The organism is Halalkalibacter sp. HAAS-P013 (assembly GCF_056619925.1).
Window position 1 is genome coordinate 28,556 of sequence record NZ_JBWQTU010000006.1, and the last position, 15,107, is coordinate 43,662.

Sequence of the window (15,107 nt, forward strand, 5' to 3'; positions counted from 1 at the left end):
TCAACACCTATTTCGAGTATCGTAATGTGTTTCTCGTATATTCTAACAGAAACTTAGACCAAATTCCTAGATATATTATCACATTTATCCCGAAAAAATATTTTTTTTGATAATGCTTTTTATGAAACACATGCATTGCTCTATAAAATTCATAGATAATCTTCGTAGGCTTCTTCTTATTCGTGCTTCCACCTTTATAATGAATAATAGATGTGTGCGGATAATAGTAAATGTCCCAGCCGGCTTCTTTAATTCGATAACACCAATCAATATCCTCGCCATACATAAAGAAGGTTTCATCTAATACCCCTATTTGATCAATCGCTTCTTTTCGAACAAGCATAAATGCCCCTACTAAGCAGTCAATCGGGTAATCTTTATTTTCATCTAAATGACTTTGGTGATATTGATTAAAACGAGCGTTCTTTGGATAACGCTTAGCTAGTCCACTCATATAGTAGAACGAAGCTGACGGCGTTGGAAAGCCTCTACGGCATGCTTTATCTAACGAACCATCGGGAAGGACAACCTTACAGCCACTTGCACCAACTTTAGGTTCTCTATTCATAAAGTCTATCATGACTTCTAATGTATCTTCTTTCACAACCGTATCGGAATTTAATAACAACACATACTTCCCAGACGATTGATGGATGGCTTGGTTATTCGCTTTTGAAAATCCAACATTCTCTTTATTAGCAATCATTTTCACATGAGGAAATTGATTGCTGATTTCTTCTACTGAGTGATCAGATGAAGCATTATCAACTACAAAAATTTCATAGTTATATTTTGTTTTAGATTGATAGATTGATTGTATTGCTTGTATCGTTAACTTACATGTGTTGTAATTTACGATAATAATGCTTACATCCATTTAAACACCTACTCTACCAGATTCCTTTAAAAAATCGGTAAATATTATTTGCAGATTCAGTAGATCTAGACTGAATCTGTTTTCTTTTCTCAAACATCGACGAAAATGTTGACGTTTGTTTCCAGACATTTAACAGTTCTCTTTCTTTCATGATAGCATAAAAAAAGCTTGCTATTTCATAAAATATGATAAAAGGAGAATGTAAAATAAGGAAAGAGACTTTCTCATTTTTTACCATCATATAATAACGATTAATATAGGAATGGTGTCGAATAAAGAGTGGAATCTCGCTTCTCTTCTTTTCTTCTTTCCAGCCACGCTGATGAAGAGCAACGGCTTTCGGGACAAATTGTGCCTTCCATCCTAGTAACTTTGCTCTCCAAGCAACATCAACGTCTTCTTTATAAGCAAAAAATGTTTCATCAAAGAACTGCCCATTGACTGAAATATCTTCAATCATTTTCCTCCTATAAACAGCTGCGGCACCCGATACGCCAAAAAGATCCGTATGCTCATCCCACTGTCCTTTATCTTCTTCATTCGCTCCACGATCGTAGGCACGCCGGTTTTTCTTAATCGCAATACCCGTGCTATCAAGGTTCGTTCCTTTTTCATCACGGTATAATTTCCCCGTCGCACTTCCTGTTGAAGGAGAGGATTTCATAACCTCTATAATATACCGAATATAGTTGGGGTCTAAGCTTACATCTGGATTTAGTATAAGAGAAAAGTCTGTGTTTGTTTGATTGATCGCTTGATTATGTCCACCCGCAAACCCGTTATTTTTTTGGTTTTCAACGATTTGTATAGGTACATGGATATTCTTATCGCGCCACTTTTTAATAATAGTAACGGTGTCATCATTTGAAGCATTATCAACAACAACAATCTGATCAATTGGGTGTGTTTGGTTTTTTACGGCTTCTAAACAAGTTTCAATATCGTCCGCACTATTAAATGTAACGATGTGAACAGATACGCTATCCATCTACATAGCTCCAATCTCTCTTAAAAATACTTGCAGTGCCTCACGCCAATGCCGTAAATCTTGAAATTGATTTTTACGTATAGCTTCGTGATCAAGGACCGAAAAGTTAGGTCTCGGTGCTGGCCTTGGGAATTCCTCTGTCGACACCGGCTTAACGTCGATTCCCTTATTGGTTTCTTCAAAAATGGCACAAGCAAACTCATACCAAGAACATTGCCCCGTATTCGTTGCGTGATATATTCCGTATTTATCTGTGTGAATGAGTTCAAATAAAAATGCCGCTAAATCAGCTGTATACGTAGGGCTTCCTACTTGATCACTCACAACTTGTAATGTCTCTCTTTCTTCTGCTAGCTTGAGCATTGTTTTTACAAAGTTGTTGCCATGAGCTCCAAATACCCAAGAGGTTCGTACAATAAAATACTTGTTACAATTCTTTACAAATTGTTCTCCTACATACTTTGATTTCCCATAAACGGTTATTGGATTCGTTGATGCATGTTCTTTATACGGCTGTTCGTTTTCACCGTCAAAAACATAATCCGTACTGATGTAACAAAGACAAGCTCCTATCTCTTGAGCCGCCTCTGCTACATTTCTTGTCCCTGTGCCATTTACTAAAAATGCCTCTTCTTCATTCGTTTCAGCAAGATCCACCTGTGTATAGGCAGCGGCATGGATAATCACATCTGGTTTGTAATCAAACACTTTCGACTGTACTGACTCTAAAGAAGTAATATCCATATCTTCTCTAGAACAAGCTACATGTTCAATATCTTTCTTTTTTAGAAGGATAGCTATTTCTTTCCCGAGTTGCCCGTGAGCGCCTGTTAGTAAAATTTTCATTGCCGCTCTCCTAACCGTTCACCATATTGGTTATGAAAGTAGTCTTTGTACTCACCTGATACAATCCGTTCCCACCATGAGCGGTGTTCTAAGTACCAGTTAATTGTATGTTCAATACCTTCTTCAAACATGTACGTTGGTTTCCATCCTAACTCTTCACGAATCTTCGTTGCATCGATCGCATAGCGTCGATCATGTCCTTTACGGTCTTCGACATATTTAATGAGAGTTTCAGGCTTATTTAACTTATGTAGGATCGTTTTTACAATTTCTAAATTGGTCCGTTCATTATTCCCACCTACGTTGTATACTTCTCCGTTTTTTCCTTTATGAAGAACTAAATCAATAGCCTGACAATGATCTTCTACATGTAACCAGTCTCTTATATTCAATCCATCACCATAAAGAGGAAGCGGCTGATTATTAAGCGCGTTGCTTATCATTAATGGGATTAATTTCTCAGGAAATTGATACGATCCGTAATTATTTGAGCAACGAGTAATAGATACTGGTAAGCCAAACGTCTCATAGTATGCATGCACAAGATGATCTGCACCTGCTTTGCTCGCACTGTATGGACTATTTGGAGATAATGGAGTCGTCTCGTGAAATAAGCCCGTCTCTCCTAATGAGCCATAGACTTCATCCGTTGATACTTGAACAAATTTCTTTACTCCATACTGCTTCGCGGCATCTAGCAATACTTGTGTGCCTTGGACGTTCGTTCGGATAAAGACTCCAGGATCAGTAATGCTTCGATCAACATGAGATTCTGCTGCAAAATTAATAACAGCATCGATCCCATCCTCAAATAAGGAGCTAACAAGTTCGACGTTGCAAATATCCCCTTTAACAAAGGTGTATTGTGTGTGACCTTCAACAGCCTGTAAGTTTTCTAAGTTGCCAGCGTACGTAAGGCTATCTAAATTTATGATTTGATAATTTGTATGCTTCTTTAGCATATATTGAATAAAATTACTACCGATAAAGCCAGCTCCTCCTGTAACTAACAGTTTCATTCTTCTTCCTCCTCTCTATTCAAAATTATTTTCAGCTTCTAATAATGGTTTTAATTTCTCATCCTTTGGAGAAAGGATCGGATTTGATACCGGCCAATCAATGTTCAATTCTGAATCATTCCATTGAATGCCACAATCATGCTCTGGTGAATAATAATTATCAACTTTATAAAACACTTGTGTATTTGGTACAAGTGTACAGAAACCGTGTGCGAATCCTTTTGGTACAAGCAATTGCCGTTTGTTTTCACTACTAAGAATAAACCCTTGCCATTGTCCATACGTAGGGGAATTCTTTCTTATATCGACAATGACATCGTATATCGCTCCTGACAGGACTCTTACTAGCTTTGTTTGTGCCCTTGGGTTTAGCTGATAGTGCAATCCTCTTAATACACCTGCTTCAACGGATAAAGAATGATTGTCTTGGATAAAGTCAATATCTATTCCATGTTCAAAAAACGTCTTCCGATTGTAGCTCTCCGTGAAAAAGCCTCGGTGATCTTGGAACACGTTTGGTTCGATTATCTTTGCATCTTCAAAATGTGTTGATCGTATCTTCATTTTTATCACCATCAATTTCATTTGTGGTTCAATTTTCTACTTCGCTTTTATTGTTTATTAACTGAATTAGTGGTCGGATTTCGTCTTCATTTTGACATGAGTTGTTGACGTAGAAATAGTGTAATGTTGATATTGCCTCAAGAGCTTCTAATTTCTGACCATTGCGATCTCGTTCCTCACTAATCGCACTAACATTCGTTGTTTTTTCATTATAGGCTCGATTTCGCTTTTTTCGATTTTCCATAATCGTTTCAACATTAGCATCAACAAAGACAACGATCGTCTCTTCGGAACGAAATAAAAACTGAGCCTCTTTCAGTAATGATACATAGTCTACCTTTTTGTCAATTACACGATTATCCAAAGAAAATAATATCGCATGGATGATTCCCTCATCAACAACTTTTACCTTCTTTTTTGTTTTGAGATGTTTAATCTGTTTAAGACCAGAAAGGAAGAGTCTTTCATTGACGATTTTTCTCTTTTTCATACTGCTCGTTTTTAATTGAACATTTGCTTTTAATAAAAAGACAAATAACTTTAGAACAAGGCTTACGATATTAGGTTCTTTAGATTTTTGCTCTGTATTGGCTGTAGCAATAGACTGTTTTACTTTTGATATGAGAGTGCTTTTACCTACTGCAGCCATGCCTACAAATTCTATGATCATTCTACCTTTAGAACCTCCGACCAATCAAAGACATTAGGTACTTCCCGTAATCATTTGAGGTCATGTCTTCTATTAATTCTTTTAGCTTCGCTTCAGAAATATAGCCTTTGCGATAAGCCACTTCCTCTAAGCAAGCGATCTTTAAGTTTTGTCGTTTTTCCACTGTTTCAATAAAGTGCGAAGCTGCAAGCAATGACTCATGTGTACCCGTATCAAGCCAAGTAAACCCACGACCTAGCAACTCTACATGAAGTTCGCCCCTCTTTAAATACTCTTGATTCACATCAGTAATTTCTAGTTCCCCTCGGTGTGATGGGGTGATGCTTTTAGCAACATCTACAACATGATGGTCGTAAAAATACAAACCTGTAACTGCGTACTCTGATAAAGGTTTAGACGGCTTTTCTTCAATTGAGGTTACTTTGTTCTCCTCATCAAATCCAATGACACCATAACGTTCAGGCTGCTTCACTGGATAACCAAATACGGTAGCTCCTACTTGCCTTTGACTTGCAGCCTCAAGGATTTTCGTGAAGCCATGTCCATAAAAGATATTATCCCCTAAAATTAAAGCCACTGACTCGCCGTTAATAAAATCCTCAGCCAATATAAAGGCTTCCGCAATGCCATTAGGGTTTTCTTGAACGGCATACGTTAGGTCTATTCCTAAATCTTCCCCCGTTCCAAGTAACTGCTCAAATCGTGGCGTATCTTGCGGAGTAGAAATAATCATGATCTCTCGAATGCCTGCTAGCATGAGAACGGATAAAGGATAATAGATCATTGGTTTGTCATAAACCGGTAATAACTGCTTCGATATAACACGTGTAAGCGGATATAACCGGCTCCCGCTTCCACCCGCAAGTACGATACCTTTCATAATAATCTCCCATCATCGATTATAATACGAATAAATTTGCTTATAAAATCTCGTTCCAAACATACTGCTCATTAAAGAGACAAAGCACTTCACGGACTTGTTATTTAGGCGATATGCTTGAAACAAGATTTCTCTCCCTTTTTTCACATCCCCAGCTAGGCAAAGATTATGGCCATATGAACATAAATAACTAGCATAATACTTTGATCCCGCTTTTTGAAACCTTTTTTTATGCTTTTGAAGTATGTTCTCATAAGCAATGACAATTTTGTCTTGGGATGAGGAAATACTACCTTCTGAATAGTATACATCAACAAGGGGTTCATCTACCCATATAAATGGGTACTTTTCTGACAGTCTAATCCAAAGCTCCCAGTCTTGAAACCTTGGCATATCTTCTGCAAAACCACCAACTGCTTCTAAGCACTCTTTTGCCAGCATCACCGTCTGAGTGGATATAAAATTCCCCTCAATTAACTCTTTATGTATATTTCCTTGTTTTTTTCTACTATCTTTATTAGGGATGTATTCCTTTTTTCCATTTTTGTAACGATAAAAGCTTGTATAGATAATAGACGGCTTGTCATCAATTTGTTTGGGAATCTGTGCTACTTGTTTTTCTAGCTTATCTTTTCGCCACAAATCATCGCTATCTTGAAAAGCAATCCATTTTGCTTTAGCTTGTTTAACGCCAGTATTTCTAGCTGCAGAGCCTCCAAGATTTTTCTCATGAGAATAAAGACGAATTCTTTCATCCGTTAGTGTTCGTACAACATTAGCCGTATTGTCCGTAGACGCATCATCAATAACAATAAGTTCAAAGTTTGAATAGGTCTGTTCTAAAATGCTTTCGACGGCCTGCTTTACCGTATCTTGACGATTATAGACTGGCATGATAACACTTACAAATTCATTCATAACGGGTACTCCTACTTTGGATGAAAAGATTTTGTTAGTTTCCACATATATTGAAGCTTTGTATTCCAATCAGCCTCTTTGGCAGCTTCTAAGCGTTTTTCTTGCATGAATGGATTTTCACGCTTAATTGCCTGCTCACATGCATCGATGAAGTCTTGTGCTTCATTTTCAACATGGTCATACACATCATCTGCAACACAATGCCTTGTCGATGGCAGCCCACAGCCAACAACAGGTAATCCACTAGCTAAATATTCGTAGAACTTCAGAGGGAAAACCCCTTTATTGTAGTCATTATCTAGATATGGAAGTAAACCAATGTCGAATAACTTCATGTAACTTGGTATCTCTGTATATGGAACACTTTCATATCGATACACATTCGGTTGCTCGATCAATTCTTTGTAATTACCAGGCATGTCTCCATACGTTTCACCGATTAACAAGATACCCCACTCAGGCTTCTTTTTAGCGACCTCAATCAATAGTGAGAAATCAATCTTCCAAGGTTTCAGTCCCCCGACAAAGCCTAATAACGGTCGATTTTCAGCAGGTTTTTTTTCAACTTTCCTAGCTTGCTGAAACGAGTCATAATCAACCCCATTTTCAACTAGTTCAATGTTTTTCTTTCCGAGGGAAACGATATGATTATATAAATGCTGTGAGGAAGCAAAGCACTGGTTAGAGGCATGAACAATTTTCTTCTCTGTTCGTACAATAAATTGCTGCTTAACCTTTGTTAGGACAGCATTCCCTGTCTTTTCGGATTCTTTCCATAGATCGCTGCAATCATAGACAACTTGATCCCAAATATTCATGTTAATTAAAGATGAAAATGCCGGGTAGGTGTACCATAAATAAAAGCTATGACGGCCCTTTTCCGTTTTATGTAACACTTCAGTAAGCTTCTTTTGTAACAAACCAATATGTCTCATTAAGCTTTTATAGTCGGATACGATTATCTCTACCATTCCGTTTTCTAATTGCTTGATTTCAGGCATTGAAAGAATTGATTTGGGCTGATTGCTAACTTTGGGAGCGATCCAAATCACTTTCTCCGTATTCTTTTGTTTATGTAAAAATACCGCCAAACGATGTCGACGGTATAATAAGTCACTATCCCAAGAAGAAGGAGCTACAAAAACATGAACAATCTTTTTTCCATTATTCATCTTCATAGCCTCCTTCACTTCTATCATTAATAAAGCTCTTTTAATTTATAAGCCATTTCGTAATCTTCCATCTCATCAATATCAATCCCAGAGAGCTTCCCTACTACATGTTTGTAAGGGTTCTTACCTAAGAAGTATCCCTCTTCTAACGTTGTAGCTTTATCTCTCATGTACAGACCATTCGTTACTCGATAAATATCTGGAAGATCCTGGCTTATTGTGTGGTTTTTGTCAGCTCGATAATTAAGTGGACCATTTGCATCCCATAAATAATCTTTAACCATATTAACAGAAACAAGGCTATCGTGCTCTTTTGAGTCAACTACTGTTTCCATATATTTTTCAAATGCTTCTGCATACTCATTTGGACGCATTAACGGTACGACAACTGTTGTCCAAGCAAAGTGCTTAGTTGGTACGTCTTGTACCACACCTGTAATAACTTCTGAGAAAGAAGCTTGATGTCCAATTGATAAATAATCACTTCTTTCAATATATTCAACACCCATTTTCGCTGCAATTCCAGCAATTTTTTCTGAGTTAGAACTAACAAAAATTCTGTCACTAGCTTGTACTTCTTTTAACTGACTGATCTTCCATTCAAGAAGACTCATTTCCTCATGGAATGGTAAAAATACTTTTTTCTTAACACGACTACTACCTTCACGAACAGGAATAACTACTCCAATATCATCAAAATTATTCATAAGAAATCTCCTCTACTATCATTTTTTACTGTATTTTTCAAAAGATAATACAAGTGTATGTTTAATCATACATATTTGTAGTCATCTCATTAATACCCAAAAAGCTTTTTACATATTTTAATTTATTTCCCTAGTTTTATTCGGCATTCGGCAAACTTTTATCAATATGTGGTAGGATATCATCAGGAATAGAGACACGTGACCTTCTACCTGCCATAAAATCACTTAAGTCTCTCCATAATTGTTCGGGTGTTTTCATTCCTAGTTCACTATTACCCGTTAGTGAGTAGAGATAGTATTTACGAAGTCTAGCGACAAAAGTATGAAATTGCTTCATATTGACTCTTTCCCCTTTTTTCTTTTCAAGAAGGGTCTTAATGCCTGCTTCCAAATCGTTTGTTTCGACAACACCAGGCGTAATAGACCCTTTAGGAATCGTAAACGGACCTACTAGACAAACAGGGACACCTTTTGCAAGAGCCGTGATAATACTTTTTGAACCGAGTGAAACCATGACATCACTAACATCAAGTATCTCGTGAATATCTGTATCTTTAAGAACTAGAACGTTCTGATGTACTGATTGACTTGTAATGGCCGAATGGTATGCTTTTGAAAAGTATGGATGATCCTTGTACACCACTTTCCAACCGTTTCTAACAGCAAATTCTGTTACTTTGTCTAGTAACTCTTTATTAGAAGCAAACGTCGGTGAAAATAATTGTGAGCGTTCTGATGTTCTCGGTACAAGCCCAGAGGCAAACTCATGAATGCCATTCACATAAATAACCGTTTGATGTTTCAGTTGCGTTTTCAAATCTTTGTTCAATTCTTTGTAAGTAAAAGCTCGTTGCGATTGACGCGCATGGACCATACCCTCCATAAAATGAGTAGCCTTTTGAACCTCCTTTTCACTTATTGGAAGTTGTTCAAATAAACTTCTATCTAATGAAGGCCAAGAAGCTTCAAACATTTCTTTTTCCGAAACTAAAATCGTATGCGGCAACTCACCAAACTCCGTCATTACCGTTTTACAGTTTCTCATTCGAGCGATAGAACGTAACATTTCTGCGGCTGGTGACACCCCTGTAAAGACAAGCAAATCACGATCATTTACGTTAATCTTCCTTATAATCCGGAACAAATGCCCTAACCCACTCAATGTCTTTGCATATAAAACGATTGCTTTCTTAATAGAGCATTTCGAAACGTTCTTAATGATCGACTTTTCCCACTTTAAAGCTGTATGTAAAGTATGGCGATCTTGCACTAAGTACCACCCCAGTGCAAGAATTCCATACAATGAATTTTTTAAGGACCACTTATTGCTACATAACAATTTATTTAAACGGTAAGTACTCCATGTTGGACGATCTAATTTCAACTCACCGCTCACTGAGTTATCAATAACAATACAATGTTCAAATTGATCATCCATAAATTTATTTTGATTAAGCCAGAAGTTAAATTTAACAAAGTCCTTCTCTCTTAAAAAATACCCAAATAAAATAAAATTACGATAAGGAATTTTACCATCATTTTTTAACTTCTGTGACATAGACTTAGCACACCTTACACTTTGGCATATGGACTTTCGTTTTCTAAACTGGTTGGAATGACCGTTTTTCTACTTTGCTTTCTTCTGCATTTGCTTCATCTAAGCAATTCTCAAGCACTGCATCCGAAACAGAGATCCGGCGTCTCTTTCCTTCTCTAAACTCGTTCAGATCCCTCCATACATCAACAGGCTTCTTCATTCCTACTTCTTGATGTCCATAATAAGGATAGAGGTAGTACTTTCTAAGTCTTGCAAAGTACTTATTAAATTGATCTTGATTTACTCTTTGCTCTCCAGTATTTGCAAGATTAGCTTTAATACTCGCTTCCAAATCATCCATTTCAATTACTCCCGGTGTTATTGCACCCTTAGGAATTGTATATGGTCCTGCCAAGCTCACTGGTACACCTCGAGCAAGTGATAAAAGAATACTCTTTGATGCAAGTGACACCGTTACATCAGCAACATCTAGAATTTCATGGATATCTTCCTTTTCTAGAATGTACACATTTTTATGTGAACTCTTAACAATTGAATTAGGATGGAGTTTCGTTGTAAGTGGATGATCTTTATATAATACAATCCAATTATTACGTTCAGCCATCGCAGCGACATGATTCAATAAGTCTTGATTGCTATCATAGTTAGGCGACAACGCCCTTGATCTTTCTGAATCTCTTGGTTCCAATCCAGATGCATATGGGTAAATACCATTAATATAAATAACTGTTTTGTTCTTTAGGTCCATACTTTGAATAATATTACTTTCGTCTGCACTTGGCCTTGTTGATTGACGAGAAGCAGCAATATTATAAAGGACATTCGCCGCCTCGTTAACTTCTGCCTCGTTAACTGGAAGATTGTTGAACCGTTTTGATTCAATTAATGGCCAAGTATGGTGAATGCTTTGTTCTTCTGAAACAAAACAAGTAAGTGGTAACTCTCCTAATTCAGTATAAATGACTTTTGCTCCATTTTTTTTGGCAACAGAAGTTAACAAGTCTGCTACTGGTGAAATGGCATGTACGACTAGTACATCATCACTCCCAAAATCCACCTTCTTGGAAGTTCTATAAATTCTCCCCAAGCCCGAAAACACTTTAACATTAGCAAAAAGTTTCTTAATTGGATTTAAATCAAAACTCTTAATAATTGATTTTTCCCAACTCAAGGAAAGTTCAAAAGCCTCACGATGATTTGAACGGAAAAAGAACCAAGCGAATATCCCATAAATAATATTAATTAACGACCACTTTGAGTCATAAAGAAACTTAGGTGTTTTATATGTTTCCCATTTATCGGAATCATAAGGAGTTTTACTTTTTTTAGTATTCTCCAAAACAATGCATTTATTAAACATCGCTTCAATGTTATGGAATTTCCCTATCCAGAACCTAAATTTCGTCCCTTTTAATTGAGGGTGTTTACTCAAATAGTATCCAAGGAAAACAATTTTCCCTCTCTTAGTTGCTGCTAATTTCCCATTTAATTTTTTTGATAGTACAAGTTTTTTCGTCTTTGTTGTACTATCGTCTAAATCTGAATGATTATTCTTCAAGTCTGCTATCTTCTGCAGCCATTCACTCTCTTGTACAGGATTAATTTGAGACTCAATTTGCTGCCTTTCACTATCACTTAAAAAATAACTATATTTGTTTGAATTTTTTTCCAATTCTGATGTCAGAACGACATCATCACTTGTAAGCCCCTTGTCTTCAAGACTTGTCAAAAGCTCTAAACAATCATTTTTACGAACTAAAATAAGGCCCTCTTGATTACCACTAAATTCAATTGAAACGACTCCTATTTTTGGTTCTGTTAATTTAGTCATTGCAGCCGATAATACATCTACGTTGTATTCATTAGCAGTATTATAAAATACTAAATTAGGGTACAATGCTTTCTGTGTAGCTAATTTCTTATACTCAAGATCTGTGAGCCTCTTCTCGCACCTTATGTGACGAATAGGAAACTGATACTGAAGCTCTTGTATAATTGATGAAGTTTGCTCAGATAACTCTGGATCAACAACGATTAGTTCAAAAGGATGATAAGAGTTCGTTTCAAATAGTGTCCTTAAAATCTCTTCAAGTTTATTTCCGACTAAACTTGTTAATAAGATAATCGAGACACCAGATAGTTTATTATGCTTCAAGACTTTAGTTCTCCCTTCCTTTTAAAACTGATTTATTCTACTGTTTAAATTTCCTCTTCCATGAGTTGTATCTTTTTAACATTTTTTCAATAAAATCACTTGGCATTGGCGTTTTTGAACGAAATGATATTTTTCTCATTAATTCTCCAAAAGAGTTACCAATCTTCCACCTTTTTGAATCTAATAACAATCGAGTCCCTTTTTGGATCTTATCCGTAAGGTCAATTAATTCAATTAAATTATTTTGTAAATTTGCTATTTCTCTTCTGTAGTTCTCAGCTTCATTTTTCCTAATCTTCTTCTCTATATTGACTTTATCTTTAAAGTTATCTAGTGTAGCTACAACATATTGGGTTTTTAAATTTGCTTCTTCTTTAAGATGTGTTTCTTTTTCTAATAAATTCCGTAATTTTGCTACCTCTTTGTCCCTAAAAAAAAGTAATGAATAAAGATATTCTTTATCCTCATGTAAAGAAGTTAATTCCGCGTCCTTTTCTTGTAACCGGCTCATTATAACTTCATTTTCTTTCTTAAAGCGTCTAGCTTCCATTTCTCTAAACGACATTTCTCTGTTGAGAGTATTCTGGAGAGCATCAATTTCTAAATCCTTCTCTTCAAGAAGATCTTTTAAATACAAGTCATTTTGACGTTCTTCATATTGCGTCTCTATAGAATCCTCACTATTTATATTAATGTTATCATCTTGTTGAATTTTGTTACTGTTCGGAAACATTGGAAGTTCATCCTTTTCCTTAGTTAAACTAGAGAAAGTATGATCATTTTTATTCACCTTCAACAACTCCCTTTCTCCATAAGTATTTATAGCAAACTCGTATATAGAACACTCAAAAAAGTAAAACCACAGTTAATTGTGGTTTTATCAAGGTTCACTATATGATTTTAGCTATAGTAATATTAAATTAAGTCTTAATAACACCAATCATTATAGCATAGATATTGTAGAAATGTGTCTTTTTTTAGTAGATTTCATTAGGGACTTAGATACTAATTTTGGAAGTTTTTTATATAAAAAAAGAAAGTTGGTAGCATCATGCACCAACTCCCTTTTTACCTATTCGATGTTAAACATTCCATTTTTTCAATTGCCGACTCTAAAAAATCATTAATGTCCTCTTGATAATTCCGCTTTTTCATACGAATTAATCTATACACAACGAAGGAATATATAAAGAAAATCTTCTCAATTCTCTTCAATCCAACCGCTTGATTTGAAAGATAACACTCACTAACTTCACGGAACGAAAGGTCTAATTCATTGTAGAAAATTGTCATGTCTAACCCTTTTGGACCTATTCCAAACGTAGTCCAATCAATTACAAAATATCTATCTTTGCTATTGTCATATAGGATATTTTCACTTTTAAAGTCACCATGAAAAAAAGAATAGTGAATATGAGGTTTTAGCTGCTCATATAATCTTTGGCCCATTATTATCTTCTGTAGTCGTTGAATAAGTAACACGCTAGTAGCTGATTGTTGTAATTCTTTTGCTCTTACAAACAGCCAATCTATTATTTCTCTATTGGTTTCTTCTTGATGAATATAGCTAAATCCTCGTAGGAATAATCTATTATCCTCTGAGAGAAATTCAGGATTTCGAAACAAGTTAATATAATTTTGAGGTGTAATAGCCGAAATTGCTTTATGAACATTTATCGCTTCGGAACTATACATATAATCCCCTGAAACTTTTTCAAATGTTAGGAAGGATAAATTCACCTTTTCTAACTCGGTATAATCGATAAAATTTGGCGTCATTTCCCTTAACTGAGGGAAACTTTCTCTTATTTCAAGGTTAAACAACTTTTCATTAGCAATCCTATTCCTGTCAATTGTAGAATCACATATTTTGGTGAGATATATCTCACCATTGCCCATCACATGTTCAATAACCCCTAGGTTATGAGCACCGCCTGCAAAGACAAAACTCGATTTAATTCCTTTCTCAGAGGTGATACTATCCTGAAGATCTTCTATTAACTTAGTAACATTCAATCCTCTCGTTACCTCTAATCCTCTTCTCATATAATAATCAACTGATTGATAACAATTAACGTGCATATAACATTCTAATAACTTTTGATAATGAAGATAGCTAACAGTATGCTTTTTATTATTAATAACCTTATGCCATTGATGTATTGCCGGAAACCATTCCTCTTTCTTCATTAATAAGTGCGCATAACTCATCTTTAATTTTATATTATTTGGGAACCTCTTAATGCCCATCTCGTATACTCTCTTTGATCGATTATACAATCCAAGCTCTTTATATGCCTTGCCAAGCCCTAAAAAAACATTAGGTTGTGCTTGTTTGTTAAATGATAGTAACACAGCTTCCCAACGCTTTATCGCAGTTATCCACTCTCTTCTGAACGACGATAACCTCGCTAGTTCAATTAGAAAATCGGCCTGATCAGGAAACTGAACCATACCTATCTTTAAGATTTTTTCTGATTGCTTCAGATTCCCTTGTTCCTTATTAGATTTACTTAAACCGATATAAACAGTAGATGGAATGTCCTTATCCGACTTACTCAAGATACTTTGCCACACCTTACTAGCTTCTTGCCAGTTTTTTTGTTTCATTAAATCTTGTGCCAAAGCAATATCTATATTGCTCATTTTACCACCTCTGCTACCTTTACCAAGCCAGTAAATAACAAAAACTTACTTCAATCTAGCTTATGTATGTTACTTATATAATAACATGAATAATAAACACATTCACC

14 protein-coding genes are annotated in these 15,107 nt (G+C 35.8%); all 14 read right to left on the reverse strand.

Annotated features, from left to right (window positions below):
* Positions 1-7: 7 nt before the first annotated feature.
* On the reverse strand, positions 8-877 hold the full coding sequence (locus AC1FXP_RS10410; protein WP_480061050.1) for a glycosyltransferase family 2 protein: 870 nt from the start codon (positions 875-877) through the stop codon (positions 8-10).
* 13 nt (positions 878-890) lie between these two features.
* A complete protein-coding gene (locus tag AC1FXP_RS10415; protein ID WP_480061052.1) occupies positions 891-1,865 on the reverse strand; it encodes a glycosyltransferase family 2 protein in 975 nt (324 codons plus the stop codon).
* Positions 1,866-2,711 (reverse strand): dTDP-4-dehydrorhamnose reductase, encoded by an 846-nt coding sequence (rfbD, locus tag AC1FXP_RS10420; RefSeq protein WP_480061054.1) that lies wholly within the window; start codon positions 2,709-2,711, stop codon positions 1,866-1,868.
* Entirely contained in the window at positions 2,708-3,730 is a 1,023-nt protein-coding gene (gene rfbB / locus AC1FXP_RS10425; protein ID WP_480061056.1) for a dTDP-glucose 4,6-dehydratase, read from the reverse strand. The genes rfbD and rfbB overlap by 4 nt, the downstream gene beginning before the upstream one ends.
* Positions 3,731-3,745: 15 nt before the next feature.
* Complete coding sequence (rfbC, locus tag AC1FXP_RS10430) at positions 3,746-4,294, reverse strand: dTDP-4-dehydrorhamnose 3,5-epimerase (RefSeq protein WP_480061058.1); 549 nt, start codon at positions 4,292-4,294, stop codon at positions 3,746-3,748.
* Between the two features lie 28 nt (positions 4,295-4,322).
* Positions 4,323-4,964 (reverse strand): hypothetical protein, encoded by a 642-nt coding sequence (locus AC1FXP_RS10435; protein ID WP_480061060.1) that lies wholly within the window; start codon positions 4,962-4,964, stop codon positions 4,323-4,325.
* Positions 4,965-4,971: 7 nt separating this feature from the next.
* Positions 4,972-5,844, reverse strand: coding sequence for a glucose-1-phosphate thymidylyltransferase RfbA (rfbA, locus tag AC1FXP_RS10440; protein WP_480061062.1), 873 nt, complete (start codon positions 5,842-5,844; stop codon positions 4,972-4,974).
* Between the two features lie 12 nt (positions 5,845-5,856).
* Positions 5,857-6,762, reverse strand: a complete 906-nt coding sequence (locus AC1FXP_RS10445) for a glycosyltransferase family 2 protein (RefSeq protein WP_480061064.1) — start codon at positions 6,760-6,762, stop codon at positions 5,857-5,859.
* Between the two features lie 11 nt (positions 6,763-6,773).
* A complete protein-coding gene (locus AC1FXP_RS10450; protein WP_480061066.1) occupies positions 6,774-7,934 on the reverse strand; it encodes a glycosyltransferase in 1,161 nt (386 codons plus the stop codon).
* A gap of 26 nt (positions 7,935-7,960) precedes the next feature.
* Positions 7,961-8,641 carry an acylneuraminate cytidylyltransferase family protein gene (locus tag AC1FXP_RS10455; protein WP_480061068.1) on the reverse strand — a complete coding sequence of 227 codons (681 nt, stop codon included), beginning with the start codon at positions 8,639-8,641 and terminating at the stop codon, positions 7,961-7,963.
* A gap of 136 nt (positions 8,642-8,777) precedes the next feature.
* Positions 8,778-10,199 (reverse strand): hypothetical protein, encoded by a 1,422-nt coding sequence (locus AC1FXP_RS10460; protein ID WP_480061070.1) that lies wholly within the window; start codon positions 10,197-10,199, stop codon positions 8,778-8,780.
* A gap of 43 nt (positions 10,200-10,242) precedes the next feature.
* Positions 10,243-12,354, reverse strand: a complete 2,112-nt coding sequence (locus AC1FXP_RS10465; RefSeq protein WP_480061071.1) for a glycosyltransferase family 2 protein — start codon at positions 12,352-12,354, stop codon at positions 10,243-10,245.
* A 37-nt stretch (positions 12,355-12,391) separates the two neighbouring features.
* Entirely contained in the window at positions 12,392-13,144 is a 753-nt protein-coding gene (locus tag AC1FXP_RS10470) for a hypothetical protein (protein ID WP_480061073.1), read from the reverse strand.
* Between the two features lie 278 nt (positions 13,145-13,422).
* On the reverse strand, positions 13,423-15,000 hold the full coding sequence (locus AC1FXP_RS10475; protein WP_480061075.1) for a phosphotransferase: 1,578 nt from the start codon (positions 14,998-15,000) through the stop codon (positions 13,423-13,425).
* Between the last annotated feature and the right edge of the window lie 107 nt (positions 15,001-15,107).